23 protein-coding genes are annotated in these 26,547 nt (G+C 34.4%); 15 read left to right on the top strand and 8 right to left on the bottom strand.

Going from position 1 to position 26,547, the window contains the following annotated elements:
- Nucleotides 1-161 precede the first annotated feature (161 nt).
- The 7 genes from gdhA to pyk all read left to right on the top strand — a co-directional run bounded on the left by gdhA (nucleotide 162) and on the right by pyk (nucleotide 7,911).
- On the top strand, nucleotides 162-1,517 hold the full coding sequence (gene gdhA / locus HOG88_RS02790; protein ID WP_295002916.1) for an NADP-specific glutamate dehydrogenase: 1,356 nt from the start codon (nucleotides 162-164) through the stop codon (nucleotides 1,515-1,517).
- A gap of 8 nt (nucleotides 1,518-1,525) precedes the next feature.
- On the top strand, nucleotides 1,526-3,364 hold the full coding sequence (locus tag HOG88_RS02785) for a mechanosensitive ion channel family protein (protein ID WP_295002914.1): 1,839 nt from the start codon (nucleotides 1,526-1,528) through the stop codon (nucleotides 3,362-3,364).
- Between the two features lie 61 nt (nucleotides 3,365-3,425).
- Entirely contained in the window at nucleotides 3,426-4,043 is a 618-nt protein-coding gene (locus HOG88_RS02780; RefSeq protein ID WP_295002911.1) for a molecular chaperone, read from the top strand.
- 1 nt (nucleotide 4,044) lies between these two features.
- Complete coding sequence (locus HOG88_RS02775; protein ID WP_295002908.1) at nucleotides 4,045-5,142, top strand: 4Fe-4S binding protein; 1,098 nt, start codon at nucleotides 4,045-4,047, stop codon at nucleotides 5,140-5,142.
- Nucleotides 5,143-5,154: 12 nt separating this feature from the next.
- Nucleotides 5,155-5,916, top strand: a complete 762-nt coding sequence (locus HOG88_RS02770) for a hypothetical protein (RefSeq protein ID WP_295002905.1) — start codon at nucleotides 5,155-5,157, stop codon at nucleotides 5,914-5,916.
- A 17-nt stretch (nucleotides 5,917-5,933) separates the two neighbouring features.
- Nucleotides 5,934-6,440 (top strand): hypothetical protein, encoded by a 507-nt coding sequence (locus tag HOG88_RS02765; RefSeq protein ID WP_295002902.1) that lies wholly within the window; start codon nucleotides 5,934-5,936, stop codon nucleotides 6,438-6,440.
- Nucleotides 6,441-6,477: 37 nt separating this feature from the next.
- A complete protein-coding gene (pyk, locus tag HOG88_RS02760) occupies nucleotides 6,478-7,911 on the top strand; it encodes a pyruvate kinase (protein ID WP_295002899.1) in 1,434 nt (477 codons plus the stop codon).
- Nucleotides 7,912-7,916: 5 nt separating this feature from the next.
- Here the strand turns inward: pyk and HOG88_RS02755 are convergent, their stop codons facing one another.
- From HOG88_RS02755 to HOG88_RS02740, 4 genes are read right to left on the bottom strand one after another with little or no spacing between them, the layout of a single operon-like run.
- On the bottom strand, nucleotides 7,917-8,423 hold the full coding sequence (locus tag HOG88_RS02755) for a phosphatidylglycerophosphatase A (RefSeq protein ID WP_295002897.1): 507 nt from the start codon (nucleotides 8,421-8,423) through the stop codon (nucleotides 7,917-7,919).
- 8 nt (nucleotides 8,424-8,431) lie between these two features.
- Nucleotides 8,432-9,622 (bottom strand): sulfate adenylyltransferase, encoded by a 1,191-nt coding sequence (locus tag HOG88_RS02750; protein ID WP_295002895.1) that lies wholly within the window; start codon nucleotides 9,620-9,622, stop codon nucleotides 8,432-8,434.
- Nucleotides 9,600-10,487: a response regulator gene (locus HOG88_RS02745; RefSeq protein ID WP_295002893.1), complete on the bottom strand. Its 888-nt coding sequence runs from the start codon at nucleotides 10,485-10,487 to the stop codon at nucleotides 9,600-9,602. Before HOG88_RS02745 ends, HOG88_RS02750 begins: the two co-directional genes overlap by 23 nt.
- A gap of 1 nt (nucleotide 10,488) precedes the next feature.
- Nucleotides 10,489-11,613, bottom strand: a complete 1,125-nt coding sequence (locus HOG88_RS02740) for a bifunctional 2-C-methyl-D-erythritol 4-phosphate cytidylyltransferase/2-C-methyl-D-erythritol 2,4-cyclodiphosphate synthase (RefSeq protein ID WP_295002891.1) — start codon at nucleotides 11,611-11,613, stop codon at nucleotides 10,489-10,491.
- A 205-nt stretch (nucleotides 11,614-11,818) separates the two neighbouring features.
- Here HOG88_RS02740 and thiC point away from each other — a divergent pair, with 205 nt between their 5' ends.
- Together thiC and HOG88_RS02730 are read left to right on the top strand one after the other, a co-directional pair.
- Nucleotides 11,819-13,216 (top strand): phosphomethylpyrimidine synthase ThiC, encoded by a 1,398-nt coding sequence (thiC, locus tag HOG88_RS02735; RefSeq protein ID WP_295002889.1) that lies wholly within the window; start codon nucleotides 11,819-11,821, stop codon nucleotides 13,214-13,216.
- 102 nt (nucleotides 13,217-13,318) lie between these two features.
- A complete protein-coding gene (locus tag HOG88_RS02730) occupies nucleotides 13,319-14,491 on the top strand; it encodes an Mrp/NBP35 family ATP-binding protein (RefSeq protein ID WP_295002887.1) in 1,173 nt (390 codons plus the stop codon).
- A 92-nt stretch (nucleotides 14,492-14,583) separates the two neighbouring features.
- Here HOG88_RS02730 and glmS read toward each other — a convergent pair whose 3' ends face one another.
- Complete coding sequence (gene glmS, locus HOG88_RS02725; protein WP_295002885.1) at nucleotides 14,584-16,398, bottom strand: glutamine--fructose-6-phosphate transaminase (isomerizing); 1,815 nt, start codon at nucleotides 16,396-16,398, stop codon at nucleotides 14,584-14,586.
- A gap of 18 nt (nucleotides 16,399-16,416) precedes the next feature.
- Nucleotides 16,417-18,921, bottom strand: a complete 2,505-nt coding sequence (locus HOG88_RS02720; RefSeq protein WP_295002883.1) for an HD domain-containing protein — start codon at nucleotides 18,919-18,921, stop codon at nucleotides 16,417-16,419.
- A 106-nt stretch (nucleotides 18,922-19,027) separates the two neighbouring features.
- Between HOG88_RS02720 and HOG88_RS02715 the strand changes: the two genes are divergently transcribed.
- The 6 genes from HOG88_RS02715 (at nucleotide 19,028) to HOG88_RS02690 (ending at nucleotide 24,208) form a co-directional block, all read left to right on the top strand.
- A complete protein-coding gene (locus tag HOG88_RS02715) occupies nucleotides 19,028-19,315 on the top strand; it encodes a putative quinol monooxygenase (protein ID WP_295002881.1) in 288 nt (95 codons plus the stop codon).
- 3 nt (nucleotides 19,316-19,318) lie between these two features.
- A complete protein-coding gene (locus tag HOG88_RS02710) occupies nucleotides 19,319-20,494 on the top strand; it encodes a class II aldolase/adducin family protein (RefSeq protein ID WP_295002879.1) in 1,176 nt (391 codons plus the stop codon).
- A 2-nt stretch (nucleotides 20,495-20,496) separates the two neighbouring features.
- The gene (gene lsrK, locus HOG88_RS02705) at nucleotides 20,497-22,059 is read left to right on the top strand and encodes an autoinducer-2 kinase (RefSeq protein WP_295002877.1); all 1,563 of its coding nucleotides are present in this window, start codon (nucleotides 20,497-20,499) and stop codon (nucleotides 22,057-22,059) included.
- Nucleotides 22,060-22,123: 64 nt separating this feature from the next.
- Complete coding sequence (galU, locus tag HOG88_RS02700; protein ID WP_295002875.1) at nucleotides 22,124-22,957, top strand: UTP--glucose-1-phosphate uridylyltransferase GalU; 834 nt, start codon at nucleotides 22,124-22,126, stop codon at nucleotides 22,955-22,957.
- 17 nt (nucleotides 22,958-22,974) lie between these two features.
- A complete protein-coding gene (locus HOG88_RS02695) occupies nucleotides 22,975-23,562 on the top strand; it encodes a helix-hairpin-helix domain-containing protein (RefSeq protein WP_367234425.1) in 588 nt (195 codons plus the stop codon).
- A 10-nt stretch (nucleotides 23,563-23,572) separates the two neighbouring features.
- Nucleotides 23,573-24,208, top strand: a complete 636-nt coding sequence (locus tag HOG88_RS02690; RefSeq protein ID WP_295002873.1) for an OmpA family protein — start codon at nucleotides 23,573-23,575, stop codon at nucleotides 24,206-24,208.
- A 293-nt stretch (nucleotides 24,209-24,501) separates the two neighbouring features.
- On the opposite strand, the gene HOG88_RS02685 is transcribed toward HOG88_RS02690, so the two are convergent.
- Nucleotides 24,502-25,539, bottom strand: coding sequence for an alpha/beta hydrolase (locus tag HOG88_RS02685; RefSeq protein ID WP_295002871.1), 1,038 nt, complete (start codon nucleotides 25,537-25,539; stop codon nucleotides 24,502-24,504).
- A 215-nt stretch (nucleotides 25,540-25,754) separates the two neighbouring features.
- Nucleotides 25,755-26,525 carry a glycosyltransferase family 32 protein gene (locus tag HOG88_RS02680; protein WP_295002869.1) on the bottom strand — a complete coding sequence of 257 codons (771 nt, stop codon included), beginning with the start codon at nucleotides 26,523-26,525 and terminating at the stop codon, nucleotides 25,755-25,757.
- Nucleotides 26,526-26,547: the final 22 nt, after the last annotated feature.

The raw sequence follows: 26,547 nt of genomic DNA, 5'->3' as shown, positions 1-26,547 counted from the left end.
AAAATAAGAAAAAAATTAGAGCTTCTGAAAAGCCAAATTAGCTAAGTGCTAGGGTTTCTTATCCCGAGTGAAAAATCAAAAAAACCGTATTTTATATTTTATAATATAATTGATGAATATGGATTATAAAATTATAATTTTATAAAATATAAGGAACAGTAATGTCAATAGCACAAAATAAAATAAAAACACTTGAAGATGGTGATTGTAATGAAAACAAGGTGTTTTATCAAGCCATGGAAGAAGTTATATGTTCAATTGCTCCCTTGCTTGAATCTGATGATAAATATAAAAAGTATTCGATTTTAGAGCGCCTTGTGGTACCAGATAGAATTGTAAAGTTTAAAGTAACTTGGATGGATGATCAGCAAAATATTAAAGTAAATACAGGGTACCGTGTTCAATTTAATAATGCTCTAGGGCCATACAAAGGTGGTCTTCGTTTCCATCCTACAGTAAATGAAGGAATTTTAAAATTTTTAGGATTTGAACAAATTCTTAAAAATGCGCTAACAGGCCTTCCTATTGGTGGAGGTAAAGGTGGTAGTGATTTTAATCCCAAAGGTAAAAGTGACTTTGAAGTTATGAAGTTTTGTTCTGCATTTATGACAGAGTTGCATAAATACATTGGACCACGAATTGATGTTCCTGCTGGAGATATTGGTGTTGGTGGACGTGAAATTGGTTACTTATTTGGTGAGTATAAAAAGATAACTTCTTCATTTGAAGGTGTTCTAACCGGTAAGCCTTATTTTTTTGGTGGTTCGCTTATGCGACCAGAAGCTACAGGATATGGCGCAGTGTATTTTACTGAGAGTATGCTGGAAATGGAAGGAAAAAACAGCTTAAATGGTAAAATCTGTGCAGTAAGTGGCGCTGGTAATGTTGCCCTTCATGCTATTGAGAAATTACTGCAACTTGGTGCTATCCCGGTTACAAGTACAGACTCACAAGGTACTATTTATGACAAGAGAGGAATAGATATTGAACTACTTAAAGTATTAAAACTTGAAGAGCGAACTTCTCTAGATAAATATTTACTGATTCATCCTGAAGCAAAATATATCCCAGTAGAAGAATATCAAGAAGGTTGTCATGCGGTTTGGGATATCCCATGTTATGCAGCTTTTCCTTGTGCAACACAAAATGAACTTACAGAAAATGATGCTAGAAACTTAGTAACAAATGGTTGTGTAAGTGTCACTGAAGGTGCAAATATGCCATCGACTCCTGAAGCCATAACAATCATTCAATCTCATGGTTTATGTTTTGGTCCTGCAAAAGCTGCTAACGCAGGCGGTGTAGCCGTAAGTGAATTTGAAATGGCCCAGAATGCTTCTATGAGTAAGTGGAGTTTTGAAAAAGTTGACGAAAAACTAAAACTGACAATGCAAGAGATATGTAAACGTGTAGCTTTAACTGCCAAGGATTATGGTGTTGAAGGCAACTATGTTGATGGTGCTAATATCGCTGGATTTAAAAAAGTTGCTGATGCTATGATTGCTGAAGGAATTTAAGGAAAGTGATGAAGTTCAATACGAAGCACTTTCTTTGCATCCTAGTTATCTTTAGTACAGTTTTTCTTCATGCGGAAGTAAAATATTCTGAATTTATTGATTCCCAGATTCTTATTGCAGAAAGCATGAATGACTTAAATACTTCAGAAAAAGAGCTGACAAAGTTAGTGGAAAAACAAGAAGAGATTTTTCATAACACTTTGAATAAATTGATGATAAATAAAAATAACTATATAAGAAATTTAAGTAATTTTGAGAGAAAAATAATCGCACTGAAAAAAGTAATAGCTATAAATAAAAGAGCTGGAAACAGGTATGCCATTCTTCGTGATGAGATTGTTTTAAAATCATATAGTTTAATTCGTAATCAAAATACAATGATAAGAAATGTGCTAGTAAGCTTGGACGAAACAACTATAGAAAAGTATCGCGAACGCTTAAATGAGCACATAACTACAAATAAAGTGGCTATGCAAGAATTTTATGATGCTGACTATTCATATTTGCTAAAGCAAGAGGACGAGTCAAAAATATTTACGGCTGTGAAAAAAAATATAGAAGAATTTCAAGTAATAAAAGATATAAATGCGGATGTAATTAGTTATCTATACACCTATGAAGGGGCGATGTATAGGCTAAATAAATACTCAAAATATTATCTTGCCTCTTTCGTAGTTTTTGTAAATACTGTTCCCATCGTAGAGGTGATTAATCCTTTTCTGGAGATATATGGACTTAATATAATAAAAATTAGTATTATTCTAGTTTTAATTGTTATGATTTATCTCTTTAGAAGAGCATTTAATATAGTTCTAGAACGTTATATCCCAAAAATAAATATATTTAAAGAATATTCTCACGAAGTCATTAAAAGTATACAAGTAACAATAGATAAGTTAATGATTGTCATTAATATTCATATGATTATTAATGTTTATAATAATTTTAGTAGTTTAGGAAGTGTTGAAAGAATCTTTAACATAATATATGGATTTGTGTTTACTCTTCTTATCTATAAAGTGATAAATACCGTTGCCGTCATTAAATTAAAACAAGCAAGTTATGGAAACGGAAGCATTAAAAACGACTTGGTTAATATTGGAATTAAAATTGTAAATTTTGTAATTATTATACTGGGTCTGTTAATTATGCTATTTTTTGCTGGTGTCAATCTTACCGCAGTACTCTCTGGACTCGGGATAGGTGGTTTTGCTGTTGCATTTGCTGCAAAAGACACCATTAGCAACTTTTTTGGAACACTTTCCATCCTTTTTAGCGATGTGTTCTCTCAAGGTGACTGGATAGCGGTAGATGGACATGAGGGGGTGGTAGTGGAGATAGGTTTACGAGTAACCACAATGAGAACTTTTGATAATGCACTTATTGCTATTCCCAATGGTACTTTTGCCTCTAAAGATGTTAAAAACTGGAATAAAAGAATACTTGGTCGTAGAATAAAAATGAGCATTGGTGTAAAGTATGATTCTAAAAGTCAAGATATTAAAAATACTGTGCTACAAATAAGAGAAATGTTAGACAAACATCCAGGAATTGCCACTAAAAATACAAAGTATCAACATATTAATTCTGATGCTCATATGGCAAAATTAGTTTCAAAAGATGATTTAGAAGGTGTAAAAAATACTCTTTTAGTCTTTTTAGATGAATTTTCGGATTCCAGTATAAATATACTTGTTTACTGTTTTACAAAATCAGTGATGTGGGAAGACTGGTTAATAGTAAAAGAAGATGTTATGCATAAGTTAATGGCTATATTAGAGCAGAATTCTCTAGAATTTGCTTTTCCTTCACTCTCTATCTATAATGAGACACAAGTGAACAATTAACCATACATTCAGATTTTTCCGCTAAAATCAGCTTTTAAAAATCTATTATAAAAGAAGATTTATGCAACAATTACAATCACGTGTGAATATATATGCTCTTTTGTCGCGAGTACTGCTTCAAGAGTTAGATATTGATACTCTTAAAATGATTAAAAATGATGAAATAATGTTGGACTTTTTTCCAACACTTAAAGAATGGGAACCTCTTACCACACTTCCAGAACAAAAGCTTTTAGAAGAGTATTTAAACCCTGACTTTGTTAACCTTTCTGTTTTACACCTTATTCCCTATGAAACTTTTTATACAAGAGATGATCAGATGATAGAAACTGGCGGAGCAAATCCTGTAACAGATATATACAGTGCTTATGATTTTATGGTAGATTATGAAGCTGCTCGTACACTTTCATCTGACCATATTGGCGTTGAGTTAGAATTTATGCATCATCTTACAAATGCAGAATTCGAAGCACAAAAAAATGGAGATATGATAGCAGTAAAAGATTTTAAAACTGCACAGCATGAGTTTTTAAATAAGCACCTCCTTAACTGGGCTCCACTTTATCTTATAAATATGAAGTATGAGTCTAGAACACCGCTTTATTATGATGGTGCAGAGATGGCACTAGAGTTTATTTTAAGTGATAATGAATATCTTACAAAAGAGCTAAGTTTATAAAATGATAGCTCTTAGTACAGGTTCTTGTGTTCGTTCCTTAAGTGTTCATAGCGAATGTAATAAATGTGAAGAGGTTTGTCCAACAAACGCGATAGTAATGGGGGAGAATACAAATCTTCCTTCTATTAACTTTTCATCTTGTGTAACCTGTGGTGGTTGTGTAGGTGTATGTCCTAGCGAAGCACTTGAACTAGAAGAGTTTAACTCTACAAACTTTTTCTTTGACTTTGCAGAAGCAGAAGATAATCTTCTCTCATGTAGAAAAAATGTTCCTTGTATTTCAGTACTGAGCATTGAGCATATTATCTCTTTAGCAGTTTTGAAAAAAGAGATTGTTTTTGACATGGGTTATTGTGATGGATGTGACATTGCACATACATGTCATAAGCAGATAATGAGTAACTATGAAGAAGCGACTTATCTTTTAGACGCAATGGAAAATACGGCAACTATTAAGCTTGAAAATCTTTGTTATGAGAGTGAAAATAAAGAGAGCGGAAGACGCGACTTTTTAAATGCGGTCAATCTTCAAACAGTCGCTAAAGTAAAGAAAAACTTTGAAGACGAAGTTCAAAAAGCTGGTGACGAACTCGTTGAACATAGTTTAGAGAACAAAGATATTGCACTTCTAAGAAAAAAGACAATTCCTGATCGAAGAAAAATATTTTTCACGGCGATAAAAAGAGTTGAAAAACCTTCACAGTTTCATGTAGTAGATGCAACAGAAGTTTCATTTACTTCACAAAAATTGATGAATGAAGAATTATGTACGGCATGTCAAATGTGTTACCGCGTTTGTCCAACTGCAGCTCTTACATCTGATACGAAAAATTCAAAGATAGAGTTTGACCCTTTTCTTTGTATAAAGTGTCATATCTGTCATGATGTATGTGAACCAGATGCACTTACTCTTTCAACTTCTTACGACATCAAAGAGTTTTTTACTCCAACAGTACAGAGTCTTGTTAAGTTTCATGTACGTCGTTGTGATGAATGTGATGTTGTTTTTAGTACAAACACAGAAGATAAAGTCTGTTATAGATGTAAATGTGAAGAAGAAGAAGCACGAGAACTATGGGGTATAGTCGGTGTTAAATAAGGATAATATACAATGATGAATGATGACAACCAAATCTCAAAGCAGACGAGATTATTTGGTTTTATAGGTGAATCAGCAGGTGCTAGTCGCTTTTCTGCCATTATGAATAAAAAGTTTAAAGACAATAGTGATGATGTAATGATGATTCCTATGAACATTCGTGAAGACGATTTGTATTTTACTGTGAGTAATATGAAAAAGTCTCATGTTAATGGATCTGTTATTTCAAGTGAGTATGTCTCCCAAGTCGTAGAGATACTCGATAATGCATCTAGTTTGGTTAAACGCAGTGGAATGTGTGACATCATCTATAAAGAGGGTGAAACACTTCGCGGTGATATCTTTAGTTTGAGAGTGTTAACTGAACATTTAAAAGACATAGGTGCTCTGAAGGTAGCTATCATCGGTGTAAATCATTATGCAAAAGCTTTTGCATTTATGGCTTGTGGATTTGATGTTAGTTATTATAATGAAAATCTTGAGGAACTTATGAGTTTTACAGCCGAAGTAGAACTTAAAGATGCAGATATAAATAGAATAGCAAGAGATATGAGTATAGACATGTCTATGTTTGATCTTGTACTTGATTTTTCAGAGATGACTCATTTAACTATGATAGATAAGTTGCCAAAAGTTTCTATGGATATGAAAAATAACAAAGAGTTTTCAGCTTTGAAACAAAGAGCCATAGACTTAAACGCAGAGTATGTAAGTTATGATGACATTATTGACAAACTTACAAATAAAGCATATATAGAAATAACAAAAAAATAAACACAAGGAATAATAGTATGGAAAATGACAATATTAGCGATTTAAGAGCAGAGTTTGATAAGTTTGTAAAAAACGAATGTGTTACAGATGAAGATGGTAACATAGTTGAAAATAGAGATGCAGGAGATCAAACAGATGATGAGCCCGTACCTCAGTTTGTTGATGCACTTACAGCAAAACTACTTTCACCTGCTATTAGTGGTGTTTATCTTTCTCGTATAGATATAAAAAGAATTGCAACGGCTATTGATGAGTCTATTCCTATTAAAGAGCGTATTAAAATGGTACGAGCTCTTTTTAGACATACTACAAAAAAGACATACTTAACAGATGCTTTTACTGAGATAGAGAAGCATATAAATGGACGTATTTTAATCTATACAGAATTAGGAGATGCTTTTCCTGCATCAAAAGCCATTTTTGATAGTAATATAGCAAAAGCGAAAAAAAATATAAAAATGTTTACAACAATCATTGCAGAATTTGAAGAGATAGAAGCGACTTCTGATCCATTAATGGTATAATCTATAAAATTGACCCAATTACAGGGAGTTATTATAGATGAAAAAAAGAACTAAAATCCTTGCCACCGTAGGTCCAGCTTCGGACTCTTTAGAGATGTTGGTGGCACTTATTAGAGCTGGCGTAAATCTCTTTCGCCTTAACTTCAGCCACGGAACTCACGAACAACACCTTAGAGTTTTACAAAACATTAGAATTGCAATGGAGCAGACAAACTTAGTTGTCGGCATTTTACAAGATATAAGCGGACCAAAAATTAGAATAGGGAACCTTTCTCATAATTTTGAACTCTTTGAGGGCAATGAAATTACCTTTGTTGAAGAGAGTATTGTTGGTGAGCAACTATCTCCTAGTAGTTATAGAGTTTCTATCAACTATCCTGAAGTTCTTGAACAATTGAAGGTTGATGATTATATCTATTTATACGATGGTATTATCAGAACAAAAGTTATTTCATTGGATGGAAATAGTGTTAAAGTTCTTGTCGAAAATAGAGGAATACTTTCTTCGAAAAAAGGTGTTAATTTCCCAAATACAAAACTTGGTGTAGATGTTTTAACTGGGAAAGATAGAGATGACATCGCTTGGGGTGTTAAGAATGGTGTGGACTTTATGGCTATATCATTTGTACAAAGTGCACAAGATATGCGCAAGGCTAGAGAAATTGTAACTGCGCTCGGTGGCACTCAACATCTCATAGCTAAAATAGAAAAATTTGATGCAGTCCAAAATATAGATGAAATTATACAAGTAAGCGATGGACTTATGGTTGCCCGTGGAGACCTTGGAATAGAAGTACCATACTATGAAGTACCTAACATACAAAAAATGCTTATTCATAAAGCAAATGAAGCTTCCATACCAGTTATAACTGCAACTCAAATGCTACTTACCATGACAACTAACCAAAGAGCAACACGAGCTGAAATAAGTGACATAGCAAATGCTGTTATGGATGGAACTGACGCAGTAATGCTCTCAGAAGAGAGTGCTGTAGGTGATTATCCAGTTTTAGCAGTAGAGACGATGGTAAATACTATACAAGAAACAGAAAAAAGGTATGCTTACTATAAACTAGGGGAGTTTACTATAAAAGATAGTGGAGACACAATTAATGAGTCCGCTGTAAGACTTTCATGTGACTTGGATACAAAGGGAATATTTTCTATTACATCTTCAGGCGCTTCGACTAGAAAACTAGCACGATATAGACCAAAAAAGACCATTTATGCAATCACTCATGATTCTCAAACACGAGGTCAAATGACTTTAATTTGGGGGGTGATACCTCTGATGTCAGTGAGAAAAGAGAGTTTAGAAATGATACTTGATTCTTTGATGATACGAGGTTTAAAAAGTGGTGCTGTTAAGAAAAAATATAGTTATATCTTAACAGCAGGTGATCCCATTGGAAAAACAGGCTCTACAAATATGATACGAGTCATCTCTAAAGATGATATGTATAGTTACTAAACTGCTTAGATAAAAGTTTGCAGGTAGAAATAGCCTTGCCATAAAGAAGAACTAGCGATTCCCGCTGCAAATCCTGCAACAATATCGTCACCCATAACTCCAATACCACCTTTGGCATCACGGTCAATTCTTCCGATAATAGATGGTTTAGCTATATCAAAATATCTAAAGAGTGCAAAAGATAAAAGGGCTTGGATTAAAAATCCATTACTAAGGTCTGAAATTTCTTCAAATGTTACACCAATAGCTGGAGCTATGCTTAATGCAAACCACATACCAACTAGTTCATCAATTACTATGCGTTTATCATCATGACTACCAGTTTCGAGTTCATACTTATTTATAGACTTTATAGCTACTAGAGTGATGAGTAGAGTGGCTAGAAAAAGTGTTGAAGCATCAAGGTAGATGAGTATGAAAAGTCCAAGAGGAAAAGCGACAAGTGTACCAATAGTTCCTGGAGCTTTTGGAGCAAGACCTGAGTAAAAAAGTGTGATAAAAAAGTAATTCATAAATATTCCTAAGTAAGAGAAGCTGTTTTATATAACTTCATAAGTTCAAGGTAAAAGTCTTTCTCATTATGTTCCTCAAGAAGTCCTTTTGTCGCAAAAGTATCATAGTAGAGCTTTTCTAAATTTTTAAATCTATTAGGATAAAGCTTAGAAAGCAGGAGTGCTGAAATTTCTTTTCTTATGAGAACGGCTGGAGGGAGTAGACCTGCTTCAAGGAGTGCTAGAATGGAGTCTGAATGGTAAGAAATTTGATGGTGTTGACCATGAGGACAAGTGTTCTTACTTACAAGAGTTGTACATAAGTCACAGTAAACATATTCACTTGCAATATTTATCTCAATGTCTATACTTGTTATATTATCAACAATAGACTTGTTTGAGTTGGCGTCAGAAAACATACCAAGACCAGAATGGTTCCGTCCAATGGTAAGTCTATCACAGCCATAGTTATTTGCAATCATGGCATCAATGATGATTTCATTATGACCAGCAAAAACATAACTATTTTCTAAAGGTACGATAATAACGCGGTTCTTTGTAAGGTAGTTGTTTATAAAGTACTCGAGTGACTCTTTTCTTATCTCAAAACTAATGTTGTCGCTATTATATGGTTTGAGTAAAAAGATAACTAAGAGGTCTGTATTGTCTAGTGTCTGACGAATGAGACGTTCGTGTCCACGGTGAAGAGGATTAGCCGACATTACGAGAGAACTTACATGTTTAGCATCTATTCTTTCTTTAGCCTGTTGTATTGTGAGCTTGTTTTGGTTTTCTTCTGCATTAGTAAGTGTATACTCCCCACAAATTGCAAATGAACCAAAGCGCTTCATCGTTTGCATAACACCAGGGTGTGTTTGATCATCCGTTCCATAGATAAGTCTGACTCTGTCATTGGGACTTACCTCGAAAGTTTCATTAACTATAAGTGTTGCAAATTCCTCATCCTCACAGATAAGAGAAATCTCTTCACCAATCTCCAAAGATTGAATAACCTCTACATTTTTTTTACCTGAGGGTGCTAAGAGAAAAGAAAATGGAAATGATTTTGAGTTGAGAAGTCCTGTTTTGAGTACTTCTATAGAGTCAGACTCCGACATCAGTTTGGTTACAGGGAGGAGAAGAGAATCAGCAACTAGTTTTAGTGCAGAAGTTGCTTCTCTATCTATAAAGATAGTTTTATTTTTTCTTGATGATGTCATATTTTTTGCGCTTTTCCCATAAGCTTTTACGGCTTATTCCTAGTTTTTTAGAAAGTTCTGTATCTGGATATTTATCTTGATAGTTTAAAATTATAAACTTAACATAGTCTTCAATGGGAAGTATCTCTCCCTTGTCAAAAATGTTGTTTTCATTTTCTAGTTCTAGTATTGGATGTTCTATGTCTTCTATTTTATCCGTACTAGATATAATAATATTTCTACCTACAATTAATTCACAAAAACTTTTTTTATCACCCTTTTTGAGTACTTGATAATCTATAACATATATAAGACTATTTTGAGGAATGTTTTTTATTTCATTTAAGCTTTTTGAATCACTTAATGTTAAAAAGTTTATAGGTATATCTTTTTTCTGAGCATACTCAAATGCAAATGCATCAGCATATTTTTGAAAACTTGAAGATATGAAAAGTGGAAGAGCAATATTTGTAAAACTATTATCATGCATTGCATTTGTAAAAGAATGGTTGAGATATTTCTCATAAGCTGTATTTCGACGTTTGAGTTTTTCATAATCTTGATAGTGATTAATTTTACGAATTAACTCTTCTATCATAAATGGTTTTAAAATATAATCTTTTGCTCCTGAAGCTAAAGGTTTGGACACAGTGTCATTAGATATATATGAAACCATTAAGATAACAATAGAACTTTTAAAAGTTTCTATAACAGGGTTGAAGTCTTGCCCATTAATGTTTGTTGATAGAAGGACAACATCATAGTTATTACTTCTTATAGCATCTTTTGTAGAGGTACACATTTCACATACATGTCCAAGTTCACCTAGTTTTGTAGCTATACTTTGTGCTAAGTAAATTTCGTTTTCAATTATTAGTATTTTCATATTATCCTATTGTTTTCCAGTTAAAATATTTCAAGTTTGCATTAGCCGTTACCCCAACACCTTCTTCTCTACCTATAAAACCGAGTTTTTCTGTTGTTGTTGCTTTTACATTGACACGTGCAGCATCTATATTAAGTATATCTGCTATTACTCTTCGCATCTCAAGCTTATACTGACCGATTCTTGGTTTTTGTGCAGCTATTGTGATGTCTACATTGACGATAATAAAACCAAAGTTATAAATCTTACTCACAACTCTTTTGAGAAGTTCTTTAGAGTCTATTCCCTTGTACTCATCATCGTTGTCAGGGAACATCATTCCGATGTCTCCCATTCCTGCAGCTCCTAAAAGTGCATCAATGAGTGAGTGTAGTGCTACATCTCCATCACTATGAGCTTTAAAACTAAACTCAGAGTCTATTTTGACACCACCTAACCACATTTGGCCACCATCTTCAAATGCATGAACATCAAATCCATTACCACTGAGTGTGTCGTCCACTGGTGCTTTAAGACAAGGCATAAGGTTTAAGTCATTTACATAAGTAATCTTATGAGCAGACTCTTCACCTAAAATAAACTCTCGAGTTCCACCAAATGCAACGATAGCACTGCTTTCATCTGTATACTCAGTCTCTGTTTGAAGTGCTTTTCTTAATATATCACTACGAGAAAGTTGTGGAGTTTGAATTCTCTTGACTTTTTCTCTGTCAATAGTTTCGTCTTCATATACTATAGTATCTGTGACTTTCAGAAAGGGGACAATACAATCACTCTTGCCTTTTAAAGCGATAATTCTCTCTAGAAAATCCTCACCAATACAAGCCCGAGCGATATCACTTACTAAGACAAATTCACTCTTCACGACTTCCATTGCATTACTTAAAGATTCTTGTCGCGACTTACCACCTGTAACAAAAGTATACTCAGCATAGTTTTTCATAAATGAGATTTCATCTTTAGAGGCGACAATTATTACATTTACAAAGAATTTACTTTTTTGTAGCCTATGTGCTACAAAATTCCACAGTGGTTGATGCTCTATTCTCAGCCAATGTTTTTTTACATCTAGCCCAAAACGGCTAGAACTACCAGCAGACAGTAGTATAAGAGTTAAATCAGACAAACTGCCTCCTCATAAATAAAGTGTTACGAAATTATACACTATCTTTCTTTTAATAATCTTGATATATATCTTATGTTTTAATACACCTTAGATGATTTTTTAGGTTTAATCCTTAACTTAATAATGGATTTTTAGCTTAGATTAACTTTATTTGATTATATTGCCATTATAGAAACTATTTTAATTAAATATTCAAGGAGAGATTATGAGAGCTACATGGTTAAAAGAACGTGAAAACGACCCGGTACGTACACAAATGTTTTATGCAAAGAAAGGTATTATTACAGGTGAAATGGAGTATGTTGCTAAGATAGAAGATCTTTCTCCTGAACTAGTTCGTAGTGAAGTTGCACGTGGACGTATGATTATTCCTGCAAATGTAATGCACGAAACTTTAGAGCCAATGGCTATTGGTATTGCATCTAAATGTAAGATAAATGCTAACATCGGTTCATCTGCAATAGCAGCGGACATTGAAGACGAAGTTGAGAAGATGAAAGTTTCTCAAAAGTATAAAGCAGATACAGCTATGGACCTTTCAACAGGTGGAGATTTAGATGAAATCCGTAAAGCAGTTATTAATGCTTCTGTTATACCTATAGGGACTGTGCCTATTTACCAAATTCTTCATGATGTTGGCAACAAGATAGAGGACTTAACTATAGAAGTAATGCTAGATGTTTTAGAGCGTCAAGCTAAGCAAGGTGTTTCATACTTTACAATTCACGCAGGTTTCTTACTTGAGACAATGCCAAATATTGCAAAACGTAAAATGGGAATCGTATCTCGTGGTGGTTCTTTAATGGCTGCATGGATGATGCATTACCATAGAGAAAATCCTTTTTATACAGCATTTGATGAGATCTTAGATATCTGTGCTAAATATGATGTTTCTTTATCTCTTGGAGATTCTCTCCGTCCTGGTTGTTTAGCTGATGCTTCTGATGCGGCACAACTAGGTGAACTAAAGGTTCTTGGTGATCTTACATTAAGAGCTTGGGAAAGAGATGTTCAAGTTATGGTTGAGGGACCAGGTCACGTTCCTATTAATCAAATCGAACGTAACATGAAAATTCAAAGAGAACTTTGTCACGAAGCTCCTTTTTATATTCTAGGCCCCCTAGTTACTGATATTGCAGCTGGATATGATCATATCTCTTCTGCTATCGGTGCAGCTGTAGGTGGTTGGCATGGAGCAGCAATGCTTTGTTATGTTACACCAAAAGAGCACTTAGGTCTTCCAAATGCTGATGATGTTCGTGAAGGAATCATTGCTTACAAAATTGCAGCTCATGCGGCAGACATTGCTAGAGGTCGTAAAGGTGCTAGAGATGTTGATGATGCTATGAGTGATGCACGTTATACATTTGACTGGGAAAAGCAGTTTGAATTATCATTAGATGGTGATAGAGCTCGTGAGTATCACGATGAAACTCTTCCACAAGATGTATTTAAAGAAGCAGAGTTTTGTTCTATGTGTGGACCAAAATTTTGTTCTTACAAAATTACTCAAGAAATTATGGATAATCCTGAAGGAATCCAAAGAATTATTGACGAGTCAAAAGCTAAAGAAGAAGCTGGAGAAGCAGCTGCTTTAGCATAAACTAGAACTTAAATGATAGAGCTTTTTAAATAAGACAATTTTTGTCTTATTTAAATACGATATAGTTCAAAAATATAAAATTTATAAAGGAAAAAATAACAAATGACTGAAGAAATTGTAAAAACAGCACTTTCAAAAGTAATGTATCCAGGTTTTACTAAAGATATCGTTACTTTTGGTTTTGTTAATAATATAGTAATAAATGGAACTGATGTTTCTTTCACATGTGACATTACATCAAGTGCAGCAGAAGTTGCTGGGCAGATTAAAGATGAGTCAACTGCAGCTCTTAAGGCAGAAGGTGCTACAAATGTTAACTGTAACATTAAAGCTCCACAAATGCCAAAAGAGTCTTCTTCTCAAGGTAAAAACTTAGCACCACAAGTGAAAAACTTTTTAATGATAAGTTCTGGAAAAGGTGGAGTTGGAAAGTCAACTACATCAGTAAATATAGCTATCGCTCTAGCTGCTCAAGGACTTAAAGTTGGTCTTTTAGATGCAGATATTTATGGTCCAAATGCTCCTCGTATGATGGGTCTTGATGGTGTTAAACCAGAAGTAACTGGAAATAAAGTAATGCCTTTAAAAGCTTACGGAATTGAAGTTATGTCTATGGGTTCACTAATGGATGAAGGTCAAGCACTTATCTGGCGTGGAGCTATGATCATGAAAGCTATTGAGCAGTTCTTACGTGACATCTTATGGTCAGAGTTAGATTGTTTAGTTATCGACATGCCTCCAGGAACTGGTGATGCTCAGCTTTCATTAGCTCAAGCTGTTCCTGTAACTGCAGGTCTTACGGTAACTACTCCACAAGCAGTTTCTTTAGATGACTCACGTCGTTCATTGAACATGTTCAAAAAGCTTAATATTCCTCTTGCTGGAATTGTTGAGAATATGAGTGGATTTATTGCACCAGATACTGGTGTTGAGTACGATATTTTTGGTAAAGGAACATCTCAGCCAATGGCAGATGAATTCGATACTAAAATTATTGCTGAAATTCCAATAGAACCAGGAATCAGAACAGGTGGAGACGAGGGTAAACCAGTTACTTTCTCTAACCCATCATCTGAATCTGCTAAGCGTTTTGCTCAAGCGGCTGCTTCTATTTGGGCAACTATTGAAGAGATAAACGCAAATGGTGGTGTTGATAACAAAGGCGTTCAGCCAACAACTCCTCCAGGTGTATCTGCATGTTCTACTGCAGCTGCTCCTGCTCCAGCTAAAGAACCTGAGGGCGAAAGCTGTGGAACAGGATGTGGATGTCACTAGACATCTGCAACCTGTAGTTATCCTTTAAGGCTCGGTGATTTTTCACTGAGCCTTTTTTTATGTCTAATTTTCTCTCTTTATGAGAGAAAATTTTACTCTACTGTTACACTTTTTGCTAAGTTTCTTGGCATATCTACATCATTTCCTAAACGCACTGATATCTCAAGTGAAAGTACTTGAAGAACAACCATCATCTCAAAAAATTCTAACATATAGTCTTTACATTCATTTATAGCTATAAAATCATCCGCCTTGTCAAACTCTATTGCACTAATAGCACATATAGTACTATCTCTTGCACTTAACTCTTCTACGTTTGATTTTGCTTTTTCATATAAGAGATGTTGAGGAAGTAGGGCAATGGTAAAAAGTTCAGGATCGGCGAGGGCTATTGGCCCGTGCTTCATCTCTCCACTTGGGTAACCTTCAGCATGAAGGTAACTTATCTCTTTTAGTTTTAAAGCACCTTCAAGAGCAAGTGGATAAAAAACATCACGACCTATAAAGAAAAAACCATGACCATGAAGATAGCGTTTAGATAATCTTTTAATGCGTTCATGAAGGTTATCTGTCACTTTACATGCGCCAGGAACTTCACGAAGAAGAGCTATCTGTTTTGCTATTTCTTGTGTACTCATAGTATCTTTAAGTTTACCAACATAAAGACTCAGCATCCAAAATACAGTTACTTGTGTAGCAAATGCTTTGGTAGAAGCGACACCTTTTTCAACTCCAGCACGAGTAAGTATACAAGCATCAGCTAAACGTACCATCGACGAGTTATCTACATTACAGATGACAAGAGTTTTAAGACCAGCTTTTTTTGCCATCTTGAGTGTTTCAAGAGTATCTGCTGTCTCACCACTTTGACTTATGACAACAAAGAGGGTATCTTTACTCATTATAGGAGAACGGTATCTAAATTCTGAAGCTACTTCTATGGTAGTTTTTATTTTTGCATAGCGTTCAAAAAGATATGTTGCTGTAAGTGCTGAGTGATAGGAAGTACCACAAGCACAAAGTTTTATCTCATTTATACCTTTAAAAAGAGTAGTGTCTAATTCTTCAAAGAGTATTTCTTCATCGCTTAAACGTCCCATTAAAGTATCTGCTATTACATCACCTTGCTCATAAATCTCTTTTTCCATGAAGAAACGAAAGCCATCTTTTTGTGCAGAGAGTTTATTTTGTGTGAGTTTAGAGAAATTTGGTTTTTGCACTTTATTGTTCTTATCAAATATAGCAAGACCTACTGGTGTAACATATCCATAGTCTCCATCTTCAAAGTAGTTTACATCACTACAGTGACCTATTAGAGGAGTGTCAGAAGAAGCAAAGTACTTTTCATTTTCTGCGTTTATACCAACAAGCATGGGTGAACCATGTTTAGCAAAAAATATAGTCTCATCTTCACCTTTAGTCACAAGTAAAATGGCATAGGCACCTTGAAGCTGAGAGATTGTTTTTTTAAAGGCTTCAAAACTAGAGTCTGAAGTTTTGAGGTTTTTTTCAAACTGATGCACTATAACTTCTGTATCTGTTTGACTTAAAAACTTAACACCATCTGCTATAAGTTCTTTTTTTAAATCAGCATAGTTTTCTATGATACCATTATGCACAACATAAGAACTTTCTCCAACATGAGGATGAGCATTAAGCTCCGTTGGTTTTCCATGTGTTGCCCATCTAGTATGACCAATACCAATGGCAAAGCCATTAGTTATAAAGTCTTGTGTTTTTTCTTCTAAATTTACGAGTTTACCAGTAGCTTTGTAACTATGGAAATTACCCTCTTGGAGTACTGCTATTCCAGCGGAATCGTACCCACGGTATTCTAACTCTTTAAGCCCTCCAAGTAAAATGTCTTTAGTGTCTTTTTGACCTAAGTAACCTACAATTCCGCACATATAAACCCCTCAATAATTCTATTTTGATAACATAGCATAAATATCTTCGACATTATTACATATATCATTTTGTTTGTCCATTAAAAAGCTATCTCTGACCTTATATTTACTTGAGTGTATTTTTGCAGTAATAATGTTGATTTTTAATTCTTCAAAACAGTGCATCACATAAGCAAGTAGGCCAAGTTGATTTGAAGTATGAATTGTTATTTCAGCATGTGTAAGAGAATGATTACAATCCACATTTATCTCTTCGCGTTTAATATTTACCGCTTTGAGTGTAACAACCCTCTCCATATCAAACGCAGCATCTATAATCTCTTGAACTTCTACTAACTCACTGCCTTTAACATTTTGAATGAACTCAATTTTAAAGTATTTTATCCCATCAAAAAGGGTAAATATTTCCATTGATGCAACGTCAAGATGAGATAATGAAGCAAGTAGAAAACCAATATTTAGAGGAATTTTTCTGTATATTTCTATAGATAAAGACTTTTCATTTTTTGTAGTAAAACTATATTTCTGTGTCTCTTTAGCTTTTTTTGCAATCTCTAGAATGTCTTGCGGTGTATGTTTAAAGAAAAAGAGATTTGACTCTACGGAGATTATTTTTTTTGAGAAAGTACGAGGTAAAGTTTTGAAGTCATTAAGATTTTTAACTCGATTTTCTATGGTAAGGCGTTTTTTAGCATCTGTTATCCGGTTGCTATTTTGTGCTACTTCCAAGGCACTAATATACAAGTCTTTGAGTAGTTTAGAATTAAAAGAGTTGTAAGTATCTCCTCCCACACCGTTAATATCCGCGTAGGTTAAAATATACAGAAGGTTGAGATTTTTCACATCTTCTACTTTGGACATAAATCTATAAAGAGTCTTTTCATTATGAATATTTTCTTTAAACGCAACCCCACTCATAAGAATATGATGTCTTACAAGTATGACAGCCCTTTTTGTTGCCTCGTGTGAGAGTTTGATGTTTTTAGCAAACTGAACTATGAGTTTTGCCCCAACTTCACAATGGTCTTGTTTACGACCTTTTCCTGTGTCATGAAAGAGGGTGACGGCTTTTAATAGTAGCTTTTCTTCGCTACTTAACATATTAAAAAGTATTTTTATAAAAGGTTCTTTGATGTTTTCAAGTGCCTCAATACATTTAATAGAATGTATATCTACAGGATAGTGATGGTAACCATCAAACTGTGGAAGGTGCATGACTTTTCTAAAATTTGAAAAGAGCTCATGTAAAATTCCAGCATCGTAAAAGAGTTTTAAAAATGAGTAAATATGTTCTTTTTGTAAAAGCTTTTTAATAAGAGCATATGTCTTAGCCTTGAGTGGATGCGATATATCTACATATGTAACTTGGTAAAGAAAACCAGCATCATATTTATGATCCTTATCTTCGAGTGAGATTAAAAGTTCTAGGAGATTGTTTATTGGTTGTGGTTTGAGGTTATATGAGGCAAAAAGTCTATTGTCTATTTCATATATTCCTTTTGCTAGACGGTTATCTCTAAATTTTTTGATATAACTTTTATCAACAAGGAATGAACGCATCATCTTTTTTGCAAAGATTTGGGTAAAGTTGTTTATTCGCCACTGCGCTTGAAGTACCTTAGCCGCCATCTTCTTTTGATCTTTAAACCCGAGAATTTTACTCACTCCTGGAATATGTTCTAGAAGAAGTCTATCCTCTTGTTTATCAGTTATAAGATGCAAGGCACTTCTAACACGAAACAGTAGTTCAAGGGCTACTCTATACTCTTTATACTCATCTTCAGAAAAAACATTCCCACTTAAGTCTCTGAGCTTATTAACCCCATAAATAGTATTTGCAATCCAAAAAAGTAGGTGAGCATCACGAAGTCCTCCCACACTCTCTTTTATATTTGGTTGCATAGAATTTGGATGTTTTTTTCTTCTTAAACGCGACTCGTCAATTTTGGCGATAAGAAATTCTTTTTGCTCAAATAAGCGTATTTTGTTTAATTCTCTTTGTGTTGCATGCCAGGTAAAAGGAGAACCTTCTATTAAACGCGACTCCATAAGCGCAGTTCTAATGGTGATGTCCTCTCCACTTGCCTTAAAAAGATCACTTACTTCATGTACACGATGTCCTAGTTTCATGCCAGCATCAAGTGCAAGATAAAAGAGTTTTTCTATAATGAGTTCACTGTTATAACCATCTACTTTTTTATAGACTATGAGAAGGTCGATGTCACTATGAACAGCTAACTGCTCTCGCCCGTAACTCCCAAGTGCAACGATAGCTATAGGGATAGAACTTCGCATAGGCATATAGTTTCCAAACGTACGCCTTAGTACTGTTTTATACATAAGAGAGATTATGGAGTCAAGTTTTTTTGTATGTCGTACAAGAAAGTCCTTCCCTTGGTTTTCTTTGAAAAGTTCGCCAAGAGAATCTTTATACTCTTTTATATACTGTTTAAAAAGTTTAGATAATTCAAAATCTGAACCATTATTTTCTATTACATCTTCTATTTCTATTAGTAAATTCATAATGCTCTTTTGTGAATATTTTTATTCATTATAGTATAGTTATTTTAATCTTGATATAATCACTTAAATTAAAACAATTAAAACAAATAATTAAAAGTGAGAAAATATGACAATTACAAAAAGTGTAACATTTATAGCGAAAGAGGGTAGTGAAGTAAAAATGAAAGAGTTGCTTTGTGCTATGGTAATACCTAGTAAAGCAGAAACAGGATGTCTTTTTTATGAAATATTTCAGTATGAAAATGATAGAAAAAGATTTATGGCAGTAGAAACATGGGAAAATGAAACAGCATTGGATGGGCATAAAGCATCAGAACACTATAGAGTATACAAGTCTTCATATGAGCCTTTTTGTAATGACAAATATAGTGATGAATTAGAAGTTCTAGGATAAAAAATGAAAAATTTATGGAATGATAAAAAAGCACAAAAATGTGAAAATGATTTTGACCTTCGTGTCTATACTTCAAATCTTTTAGGTAAAAGCGATGAACTTGTACTTCATGGTGGAGGAAACACTTCGGTTAAGAGTGTTGAAAATGGCGAAGATGTACTTCTTGTAAAGGGAAGTGGTTGGGATCTTGTTAGCATTAAAGCAGAGGGTTTTGCTTCTGTGAAGATGAAAACACTATTAGAAATGGCTAAAAAAGAAAACCTTAGTGACTCAGAGATGGTAAGTGGACAAAAGGCTGCAATGACAGATAAATCTGCACCAAACCCATCAGTTGAAGCGATTCTTCATGCACTTATTCCTTATAAGTTTGTAGACCATACACATGCTGATGCAGTGGTAACAATGTCTAATTGTGAAAGAGGCTTAGAAAACATAGAGAAAGTTTTTCCTAACTTTTTAATAGTTCCCTATGTTATGCCAGGATTTATTTTAGCTCATACAATTTATGAGTTAACTAAGGATTTAAACTGGGACTCAATAGATGGAATCATTTTACATAACCACGGAATTTTTACTTTTGATAATGATGCTAAGAAATCTTATGACAAGATGATAAATGCAGTGAGTTTAGCAGAAGATTTTTTAAAAGAAAATGCTTCTTTAAACATAAAGAGTAGCCATAGTAGTAGTCAATGTGATATGTCTAAAATTAGCAAAGTTCTCTCAGAAGTAAAAGGTTATGATGTTTCAATAAACATTAACCAAACACCATTAGCAGTTCACTATGCTTCGTCAGAAAATCTTAGGGAGTTTGCATCTCGTGGTGTTTTGACTCCTGAACATATTATACGAACTAAACGCATACCACTTATCATGGAAGATACAGATTTAGAGGGTGGATTAGAGAAGTATAGACTCGAGTATAAAAAATACTTTGAGTCATTTGCTACTGATGAAATTATGTTAAACGCAACTCCTAACTACATGATTATTAAAAATATTGCAGTTATTAGTTTTGGAAGAAATAAAAAAGAAGCAGCTATTGTGAATGATATAGTTGAACATACGATGAAAGCAGTCTTGAGAGCAGATAAGCTTGGTGGATATAAAAGTATAAGTCTCAAAGATAGTTTTGAAATGGAGTACTGGGAACTAGAACAAGCGAAGTTGAAGAAGTAAAGATGTCTTATGTAATGGCAATTGATGCAGGTACAGGCAGTGTAAGAGCTGTAATCTTTGATACCAAAGGTAATCAACTCGGTGTAGCGCAACAAGAGTGGACACATTTAGAAGAAGAAGGCATCCCAAACTCTATGAGTTTTGATTTTTCTAAGAACTGGACTCTAGTTTGTGAGTGTGTTAAAAAATCTATACTCAATGCAGGCATAAATGCAGTAGATATTTTAGCTCTAAGTGCAACAAGTATGAGAGAAGGTATTGTTCTTTATGATAAAGATGGTAACGAACTTTGGGGTGTTGCAAACGTAGATGCGAGAGCTAGCGCAGAAGTAAAAGAGTTAAAAGCGAACTTCGAAGGTATAGAAGAAGAGTTTTATCAAATGAGTGGACAAACATTTGCTCTTGGAGCACTGCCGCGTTTGATGTGGTTAAAGAAAAATAGACCAGAAATCTATGAAAAAGTTGCAAGTATTTCTATGATAGGTGACTGGATCCTAGCACGATTGAGTGGAGTGATTGCAAGTGACCCGAGTAATGGTGGAACTACAGGTATATTTAGCCTAAGTAAACGCGACTGGGTAAAAGGTATGGCTACTAAAGTAGGGTTAAAAGACAACATTTTTCCTCCTGTTTTAGAAGTTGGAACCCCTATGGGATATGTAACGACAAAAGCCGCAAAAGAAACAGGTCTAAATGAAAAGACTCAAGTTGTTATGGGTGGTGGAGATGTTCAGCTTGGTGCTGCTGGGCTTGGTGTTGTAAAGGCTGGTCAAGTTGCAGTTCTTGGTGGCTCGTTTTGGCAACAGGTTGTAAATATACCAAGTGAGACAGAAGTACCAAAAGACATGAGTATAAGAGTAAACCCTCATGTTGTGAATGGACTCTCACAAGCTGAGGGAATAACATTTTTTTCAGGGCTTGTTATGCGATGGTTTCGAGATGCATTTTGCGATATGGAAAAACTTGAAGCAAAAGAGCGAGGCATAGATGTATATGCTATTCTAGAAGAAAAAGCCTCGAAAGTTCCAGTTGGTTCTCATGGCATAATGCCAATATTTTCAGACTCAATGAAGTATGCTAAGTGGTACCACGGGGCACCGAGCTTTTTAAATCTTTCTATAGATCCAGAAGTTTGTAATCGTGCTTCTATGTTTAGAAGTCTACAAGAAAACGCAGCCATAGTTTCAAGTATAAACCTAGAAAATATTAAAAAATTTAGTGCTGTAGAGATAGAAGAAGTCGTCTTTGCGGGTGGAGCGAGTAAGGGTACTTTATGGTGCCAGATACTTTCTGATGTTACAGGATACAGAGTAAAGGTACCTGTGGTTAAAGAAGCAACCGCTTTAGGTGCCGCTATGGCTGCTAGTGTTGGCTGTGGAATTTACTCGAGTTTAGAAGAAGCCTCACAAAAGTGGGTAGAGTGGGATAAAATTTATGAACCAAACATGGAAAATAAAAAACTTTATGACGCGATAAAACTGAAGTGGCAGAGAGCTTATGAAGTACAGTTAAAACTTGTAGATGAAAACATTACAACGAGTATGTGGAAAGCCCCTGGACTTTAACTATTTAAGAATTTTTTAGATAGAATTACTTATAAATATTAATAATATAATTGGATACAAATAAATGACAAAACAGATAAAAAAGTGCCTATTCCCAGCTGCAGGTTACGGAACAAGATTCTTACCTGCTACTAAAGCAATCCCTAAAGAGATGTTACCCGTACTTACTAAACCACTACTTCAGTATGGCATTGAAGAAGCCATAGAAGCTGGAATGAGTACTATGGCTATAGTTACTGGACGTGGTAAACGCAGCATAGAAGATCATTTTGACATCTCTTATGAACTTGAACATCAAATCAAAGATACACCAAAAGAGCACTATCTTACAGAAATTAGAAGCGTTATAAATAAGTGTACATTTTCTTACACAAGACAGGTAGAGATGAAAGGTCTTGGTCATGCAATTCTCACTGGAAAGACTCTTATAGGAGATGAACCATTTGCCGTAATCCTTGCGGATGATTTATGTGACAACGACAGCAAGGCAGTTCTTACTCAAATGACAGAGATATATGAAAAACACCCTGACTGTTGTATAGTGGCCATTGAAGAGATACCTAAAGAGCATACAAACAAATATGGTGTAATCGCTGGAGAAGAGATAGAATCTAATCTTTTTAAAGTAAATAACATGGTAGAAAAACCAGATCCTAAAGATGCCCCATCTAACTTAGCAATCATAGGTAGATACATTCTAACACCAGAAATATTTGACGTCATTGAACAAACACCACCGGGAAAAGGTGGAGAGATTCAGATAACTGACGCACTTTTAACTTTAGCTAAACAGGGTAAAGTCCTCGCATATAAGTTTGATGGTAAAAGGTTTGACTGTGGTAGTGTTGATGGATTTGTAGAAGCGACTAATTACTTTTACGAGAAGCAGAATAAGTAACTGATAAGGATACAACTATTTTAAAATTCATTTTTCTTATTTTACTAACTGTCTCAAGCCTCTTTTCACTTGTAGACTTAAATAATGCAACAACAAAAGAGCTTTTAGAGTTAAACGGCATAGGTAAAGCAAAAGCTAAAAAAATCATAAACTATAGAAACGAAAACCTATGCTTTAAAAGTATAAGTGAATTGGCTAGAGTTGAGGGGATCAGTAAACAAATCATCTCTGAGAACAGCACTGAACTTACTCTTGGGATTTGTTCGATTGTTAAAGAGAAAGAAGCACTATCATTGTCTGAATTTACCGATGTTTTATTTGACCCAATTAATATTATATTTGTCATAATTATTTCCATACTCGCTTTTCTTGACGTTAAAACAGGTAAAGATTTCAAAGGTCAAATCGTGAGTGTTGGTGTACTTGGGACATTTGTGGGAATATTTATAGGTTTGCAAGGTTTTAATCCTGCTGACATTGTAAACAGTGTTAATGAAATCTTAGTAGGACTAAAAACAGCATTTTTCACATCAATAGTCGGTATGGGTGTAGCCACAATACTCTCAATCACTCAAACACTAAAGGGCAATACTGAAAACAAATAATCATGAATGGATGAGCATATCGGACATGATGTCGGGTCTGATGTTAGTTTTTTTGTTTATAGCCATAAGTTTTATGATAGAGGTCGAGTCCGAAAAACAAAAGATGAAAGACATCGCAATCTCATACCGAGACACTAAAGCAAATTTAAATGAAGCTTTATATGCAGAGTTTGAAAATGATCTGCAAACTTGGGATGCTACTATCACCAAAGACAATAAAATCTCATTTAACTCTCCTGATGTCCTGTTTGAAGTAAGTAAAAGTGATATGAAAGATGAGTTTAAAAATATATTAGGGCAATTCTTCTCGAGATATATGAAAATCTTAACTTCAAAAGAATACAAAGATGAAATAAAAGAACTTCGTGTTGAAGGGCATACCTCAGACAAGTGGGGAAGTATTTTATCAGAAAAAGATATATATCTGAAAAATATGCAACTTTCACAAAGTAGGGCATATGAAGTTCTCTCTTTCTGCTACTCTTTAGAAGATGAAACGATAAAAGAAAATAGAACTTGGCTCCAGAAGAATTTCAGAGCAAATGGAATGGCATTCTCTAAGTTAAAAGAGAAAGATAAGGCGAGACGAGTAGAATTTAGCATAGAAATGAAAAGTGAAAATAAGGTTTATGAGATTTTACAGTAGCTAAACTAAGAAGAGAGTGTAAACCCACCTAGTATTCCTAAATCAGTTAGTGTATTTTGACATAATTTCTTTAAAAAAGATACTAAGTTGAGGGTAAATTTCAGGCCCACTTATTCATATACAGAGTTAATTCTAATCTTGATTTTGTTGTTAGTATTGTAGAGTCTACCCTCATTGTTCAGAAGTGCCTCCCACTAACTGTAACAAATTTGTATTGGTTGTGAGTATATGCCCTATGGCATTTGTAACTAAAATAGGGCAAGGTAGATGATTAATCAAAGAATCCATATAAATTATTTACCTTGTAACCTTAAACAAGAAGTATCGAAATATTCCAGCATAGCTTCTATAACTAACTCTGGATGACTCATATGCCCACAATGACCAGCCACATCCAGTACTTTAAGTGTACTATTTTTCAATTCTTTATGTAAATAATCGCCAACCTCTAGTGGTGCTAAGGTATCTCTATTGTGTTGAAGAATCAGAGAAGGACAAGTAACCAATGGTAAGTCGGTACGATTGTCGGAAAAAAAAGTGGTTTTAGCAAAAACTTGTGCTACATGTGGGTCAGTGGAGCAAAAACTCTCAGACAGTTCGCGTGATACTGCTTCTCCTCCTCCTTCCCCCGATACCACAGGAGCCAAATAGTTAGCCCAACCTATATAGTTTTGATCCATTAAAGAGAGCAGTCCCTCTAAGTCTTCATGCTCAAAACCACCTAAATACTCAGGATAATGATTTGAAAAACAAGGGGAGGGGCCTATGAGAACCATGCACTCAAACAGTTCAGGACGTGCGATGGATGCGATTAGGCCTGCACTGCAACTGACTGAATGCCCCACAAATATTATGCCATTTTGGATATCAAGTGCATCACAAACATCGAGAATATCCTGTGCATATCCTTGTAAACTAGAATATCTTTTTTTATCAAATGACGCTATATCAGATTGTCCACTGTCAACATAATCAAATAAGACTTGGCGGTGAGTGGAATTGAATGCGGGTGTAATTCGATCCCACATCTTTTGGTTACAGCCAAAACCATGGGCATAGAGAATTACTGGGCCTTTATTTCCTTGAACATGTACGTTATTTCGCTTGATGATATTCATTTTCCCCCATTTTTTCCTTAAACTTTGAATGTCCCAAAAATTCTTTAGGTAAATCCGATGAAAAATACTAGAAACCTTAAACACCTTCTTGTTCAAGTAAACCAGCAGTAAAATCATCACGATATAGGCAATTTCTTTTAATGTCAGCCATTGTAGTTTTACCTGTTGGGAGAACTTTTTATCTCTATTAGCATTTAAAAATATCTTATACAAATTAATAGCAAAGCTTCTTAGGATTACTATTCCCCTGTGTCAGGATAGTTGAAAACTATATCATAAAAGTGGAGATTTATGAGGGGTGAATTTGGGGTGTAATTTTAATTATATAATGGGAGGTTCATCAGATAATATTGATACATTTTATAAAAAAGAATCTACATTAAATTGTTGTAACTTAGTAAAAAATGATTTACTAGGATAAAGACCTATTATTTCTTTAGAAGATCTTCTCTTTTTGCATGAATCCATTTGCCTCTAGGCTTATCAATGTATTGAAAGCGCTCATTAGTAAAACTACCTTGTATACAAGTGTATTTATATAGTCTGTTATGTACTTCTATCCCTCCAATGGCTGTATTTAATACAGTTGGACCAGTAAGCTGATAAACTCCACCCTCTATATTCTTATTTTTAATATTTTCCAACATAATGTCTAAAGCTTTTTCTAATATTGGGCTATCTTTTCTACTGGCTATAAAATAGTTTGAATAGTGCTTTTTAGTCAGTAAAAATACTTCATTGTTGTCTTCTATAATCTTAGAAAGTGGCCATACCAAATGAGCATCGATGTCCATATAAATACCACCATAAAAGTTAAGAGTGAAAATTCTCCAAAAGTCTGCTTGTGATGCTCCATCTGTGAGTTGTTGATAAGCTTCTGACAACTCTTTTGAAGCATTTTCATCTATGAATATAATGCGATCTTCAGTACTAACATAATTATACTCGTAATCTAAAGACATTAAACGGTTATATAAGTAGTTAATGTATACTGGAAGACTTACTTTATTAGTATAGTTTGTTTGCCATATTCTCTTTGGAATCTGAGTGTCTCTTTTTGACTTGATTATTGGATTGCTTTTTATAGGTATTGTAAAACGCATTTTTGGAAACACAAAATGAAAAGGATATGAAAGTGTTTTTACAAGTGTACCAATTATTTTAGCAAAACGATTTGCTATGATGATGGGAAAAGACATTTAAGGATTCCTTGAAAGAATT

Origin of the sequence: Sulfurimonas sp. (assembly GCF_018698455.1) — a bacterium.
Lineage (GTDB): Bacteria > Campylobacterota > Campylobacteria > Campylobacterales > Sulfurimonadaceae > Sulfurimonas.
Note: the sequence above shows the minus strand (reverse complement) of the source record. Positions and strands in the feature narration are given on the sequence as shown.

What these genes read in the sequence shown, in the direction of transcription:
- HOG88_RS02750 (WP_295002895.1), bottom strand. Translation starts at nt 9,622, where the DNA reads ATGACATCATCAAGAAAAAATAAAACTATCTTTATAGATAGAGAAGCA.
- HOG88_RS02730 (WP_295002887.1), top strand. Translation starts at nt 13,319, where the DNA reads ATGACTGAAGAAATTGTAAAAACAGCACTTTCAAAAGTAATGTATCCA.
- galU (WP_295002875.1), top strand. Translation starts at nt 22,124, where the DNA reads ATGACAAAACAGATAAAAAAGTGCCTATTCCCAGCTGCAGGTTACGGA.
- HOG88_RS02770 (WP_295002905.1), top strand. Translation starts at nt 5,155, where the DNA reads ATGATGAATGATGACAACCAAATCTCAAAGCAGACGAGATTATTTGGT.
- HOG88_RS02745 (WP_295002893.1), bottom strand. Translation starts at nt 10,487, where the DNA reads ATGAAAATACTAATAATTGAAAACGAAATTTACTTAGCACAAAGTATA.
- lsrK (WP_295002877.1), top strand. Translation starts at nt 20,497, where the DNA reads ATGTCTTATGTAATGGCAATTGATGCAGGTACAGGCAGTGTAAGAGCT.
- glmS (WP_295002885.1), bottom strand. Translation starts at nt 16,398, where the DNA reads ATGTGCGGAATTGTAGGTTACTTAGGTCAAAAAGACACTAAAGACATT.
- HOG88_RS02680 (WP_295002869.1), bottom strand. Translation starts at nt 26,525, where the DNA reads ATGTCTTTTCCCATCATCATAGCAAATCGTTTTGCTAAAATAATTGGT.
- HOG88_RS02710 (WP_295002879.1), top strand. Translation starts at nt 19,319, where the DNA reads ATGAAAAATTTATGGAATGATAAAAAAGCACAAAAATGTGAAAATGAT.
- HOG88_RS02780 (WP_295002911.1), top strand. Translation starts at nt 3,426, where the DNA reads ATGCAACAATTACAATCACGTGTGAATATATATGCTCTTTTGTCGCGA.
- HOG88_RS02755 (WP_295002897.1), bottom strand. Translation starts at nt 8,423, where the DNA reads ATGAATTACTTTTTTATCACACTTTTTTACTCAGGTCTTGCTCCAAAA.
- HOG88_RS02720 (WP_295002883.1), bottom strand. Translation starts at nt 18,921, where the DNA reads ATGAATTTACTAATAGAAATAGAAGATGTAATAGAAAATAATGGTTCA.
- pyk (WP_295002899.1), top strand. Translation starts at nt 6,478, where the DNA reads ATGAAAAAAAGAACTAAAATCCTTGCCACCGTAGGTCCAGCTTCGGAC.
- gdhA (WP_295002916.1), top strand. Translation starts at nt 162, where the DNA reads ATGTCAATAGCACAAAATAAAATAAAAACACTTGAAGATGGTGATTGT.
- HOG88_RS02785 (WP_295002914.1), top strand. Translation starts at nt 1,526, where the DNA reads ATGAAGTTCAATACGAAGCACTTTCTTTGCATCCTAGTTATCTTTAGT.
- HOG88_RS02765 (WP_295002902.1), top strand. Translation starts at nt 5,934, where the DNA reads ATGGAAAATGACAATATTAGCGATTTAAGAGCAGAGTTTGATAAGTTT.
- HOG88_RS02690 (WP_295002873.1), top strand. Translation starts at nt 23,573, where the DNA reads ATGAGCATATCGGACATGATGTCGGGTCTGATGTTAGTTTTTTTGTTT.
- HOG88_RS02775 (WP_295002908.1), top strand. Translation starts at nt 4,045, where the DNA reads ATGATAGCTCTTAGTACAGGTTCTTGTGTTCGTTCCTTAAGTGTTCAT.
- thiC (WP_295002889.1), top strand. Translation starts at nt 11,819, where the DNA reads ATGAGAGCTACATGGTTAAAAGAACGTGAAAACGACCCGGTACGTACA.
- HOG88_RS02715 (WP_295002881.1), top strand. Translation starts at nt 19,028, where the DNA reads ATGACAATTACAAAAAGTGTAACATTTATAGCGAAAGAGGGTAGTGAA.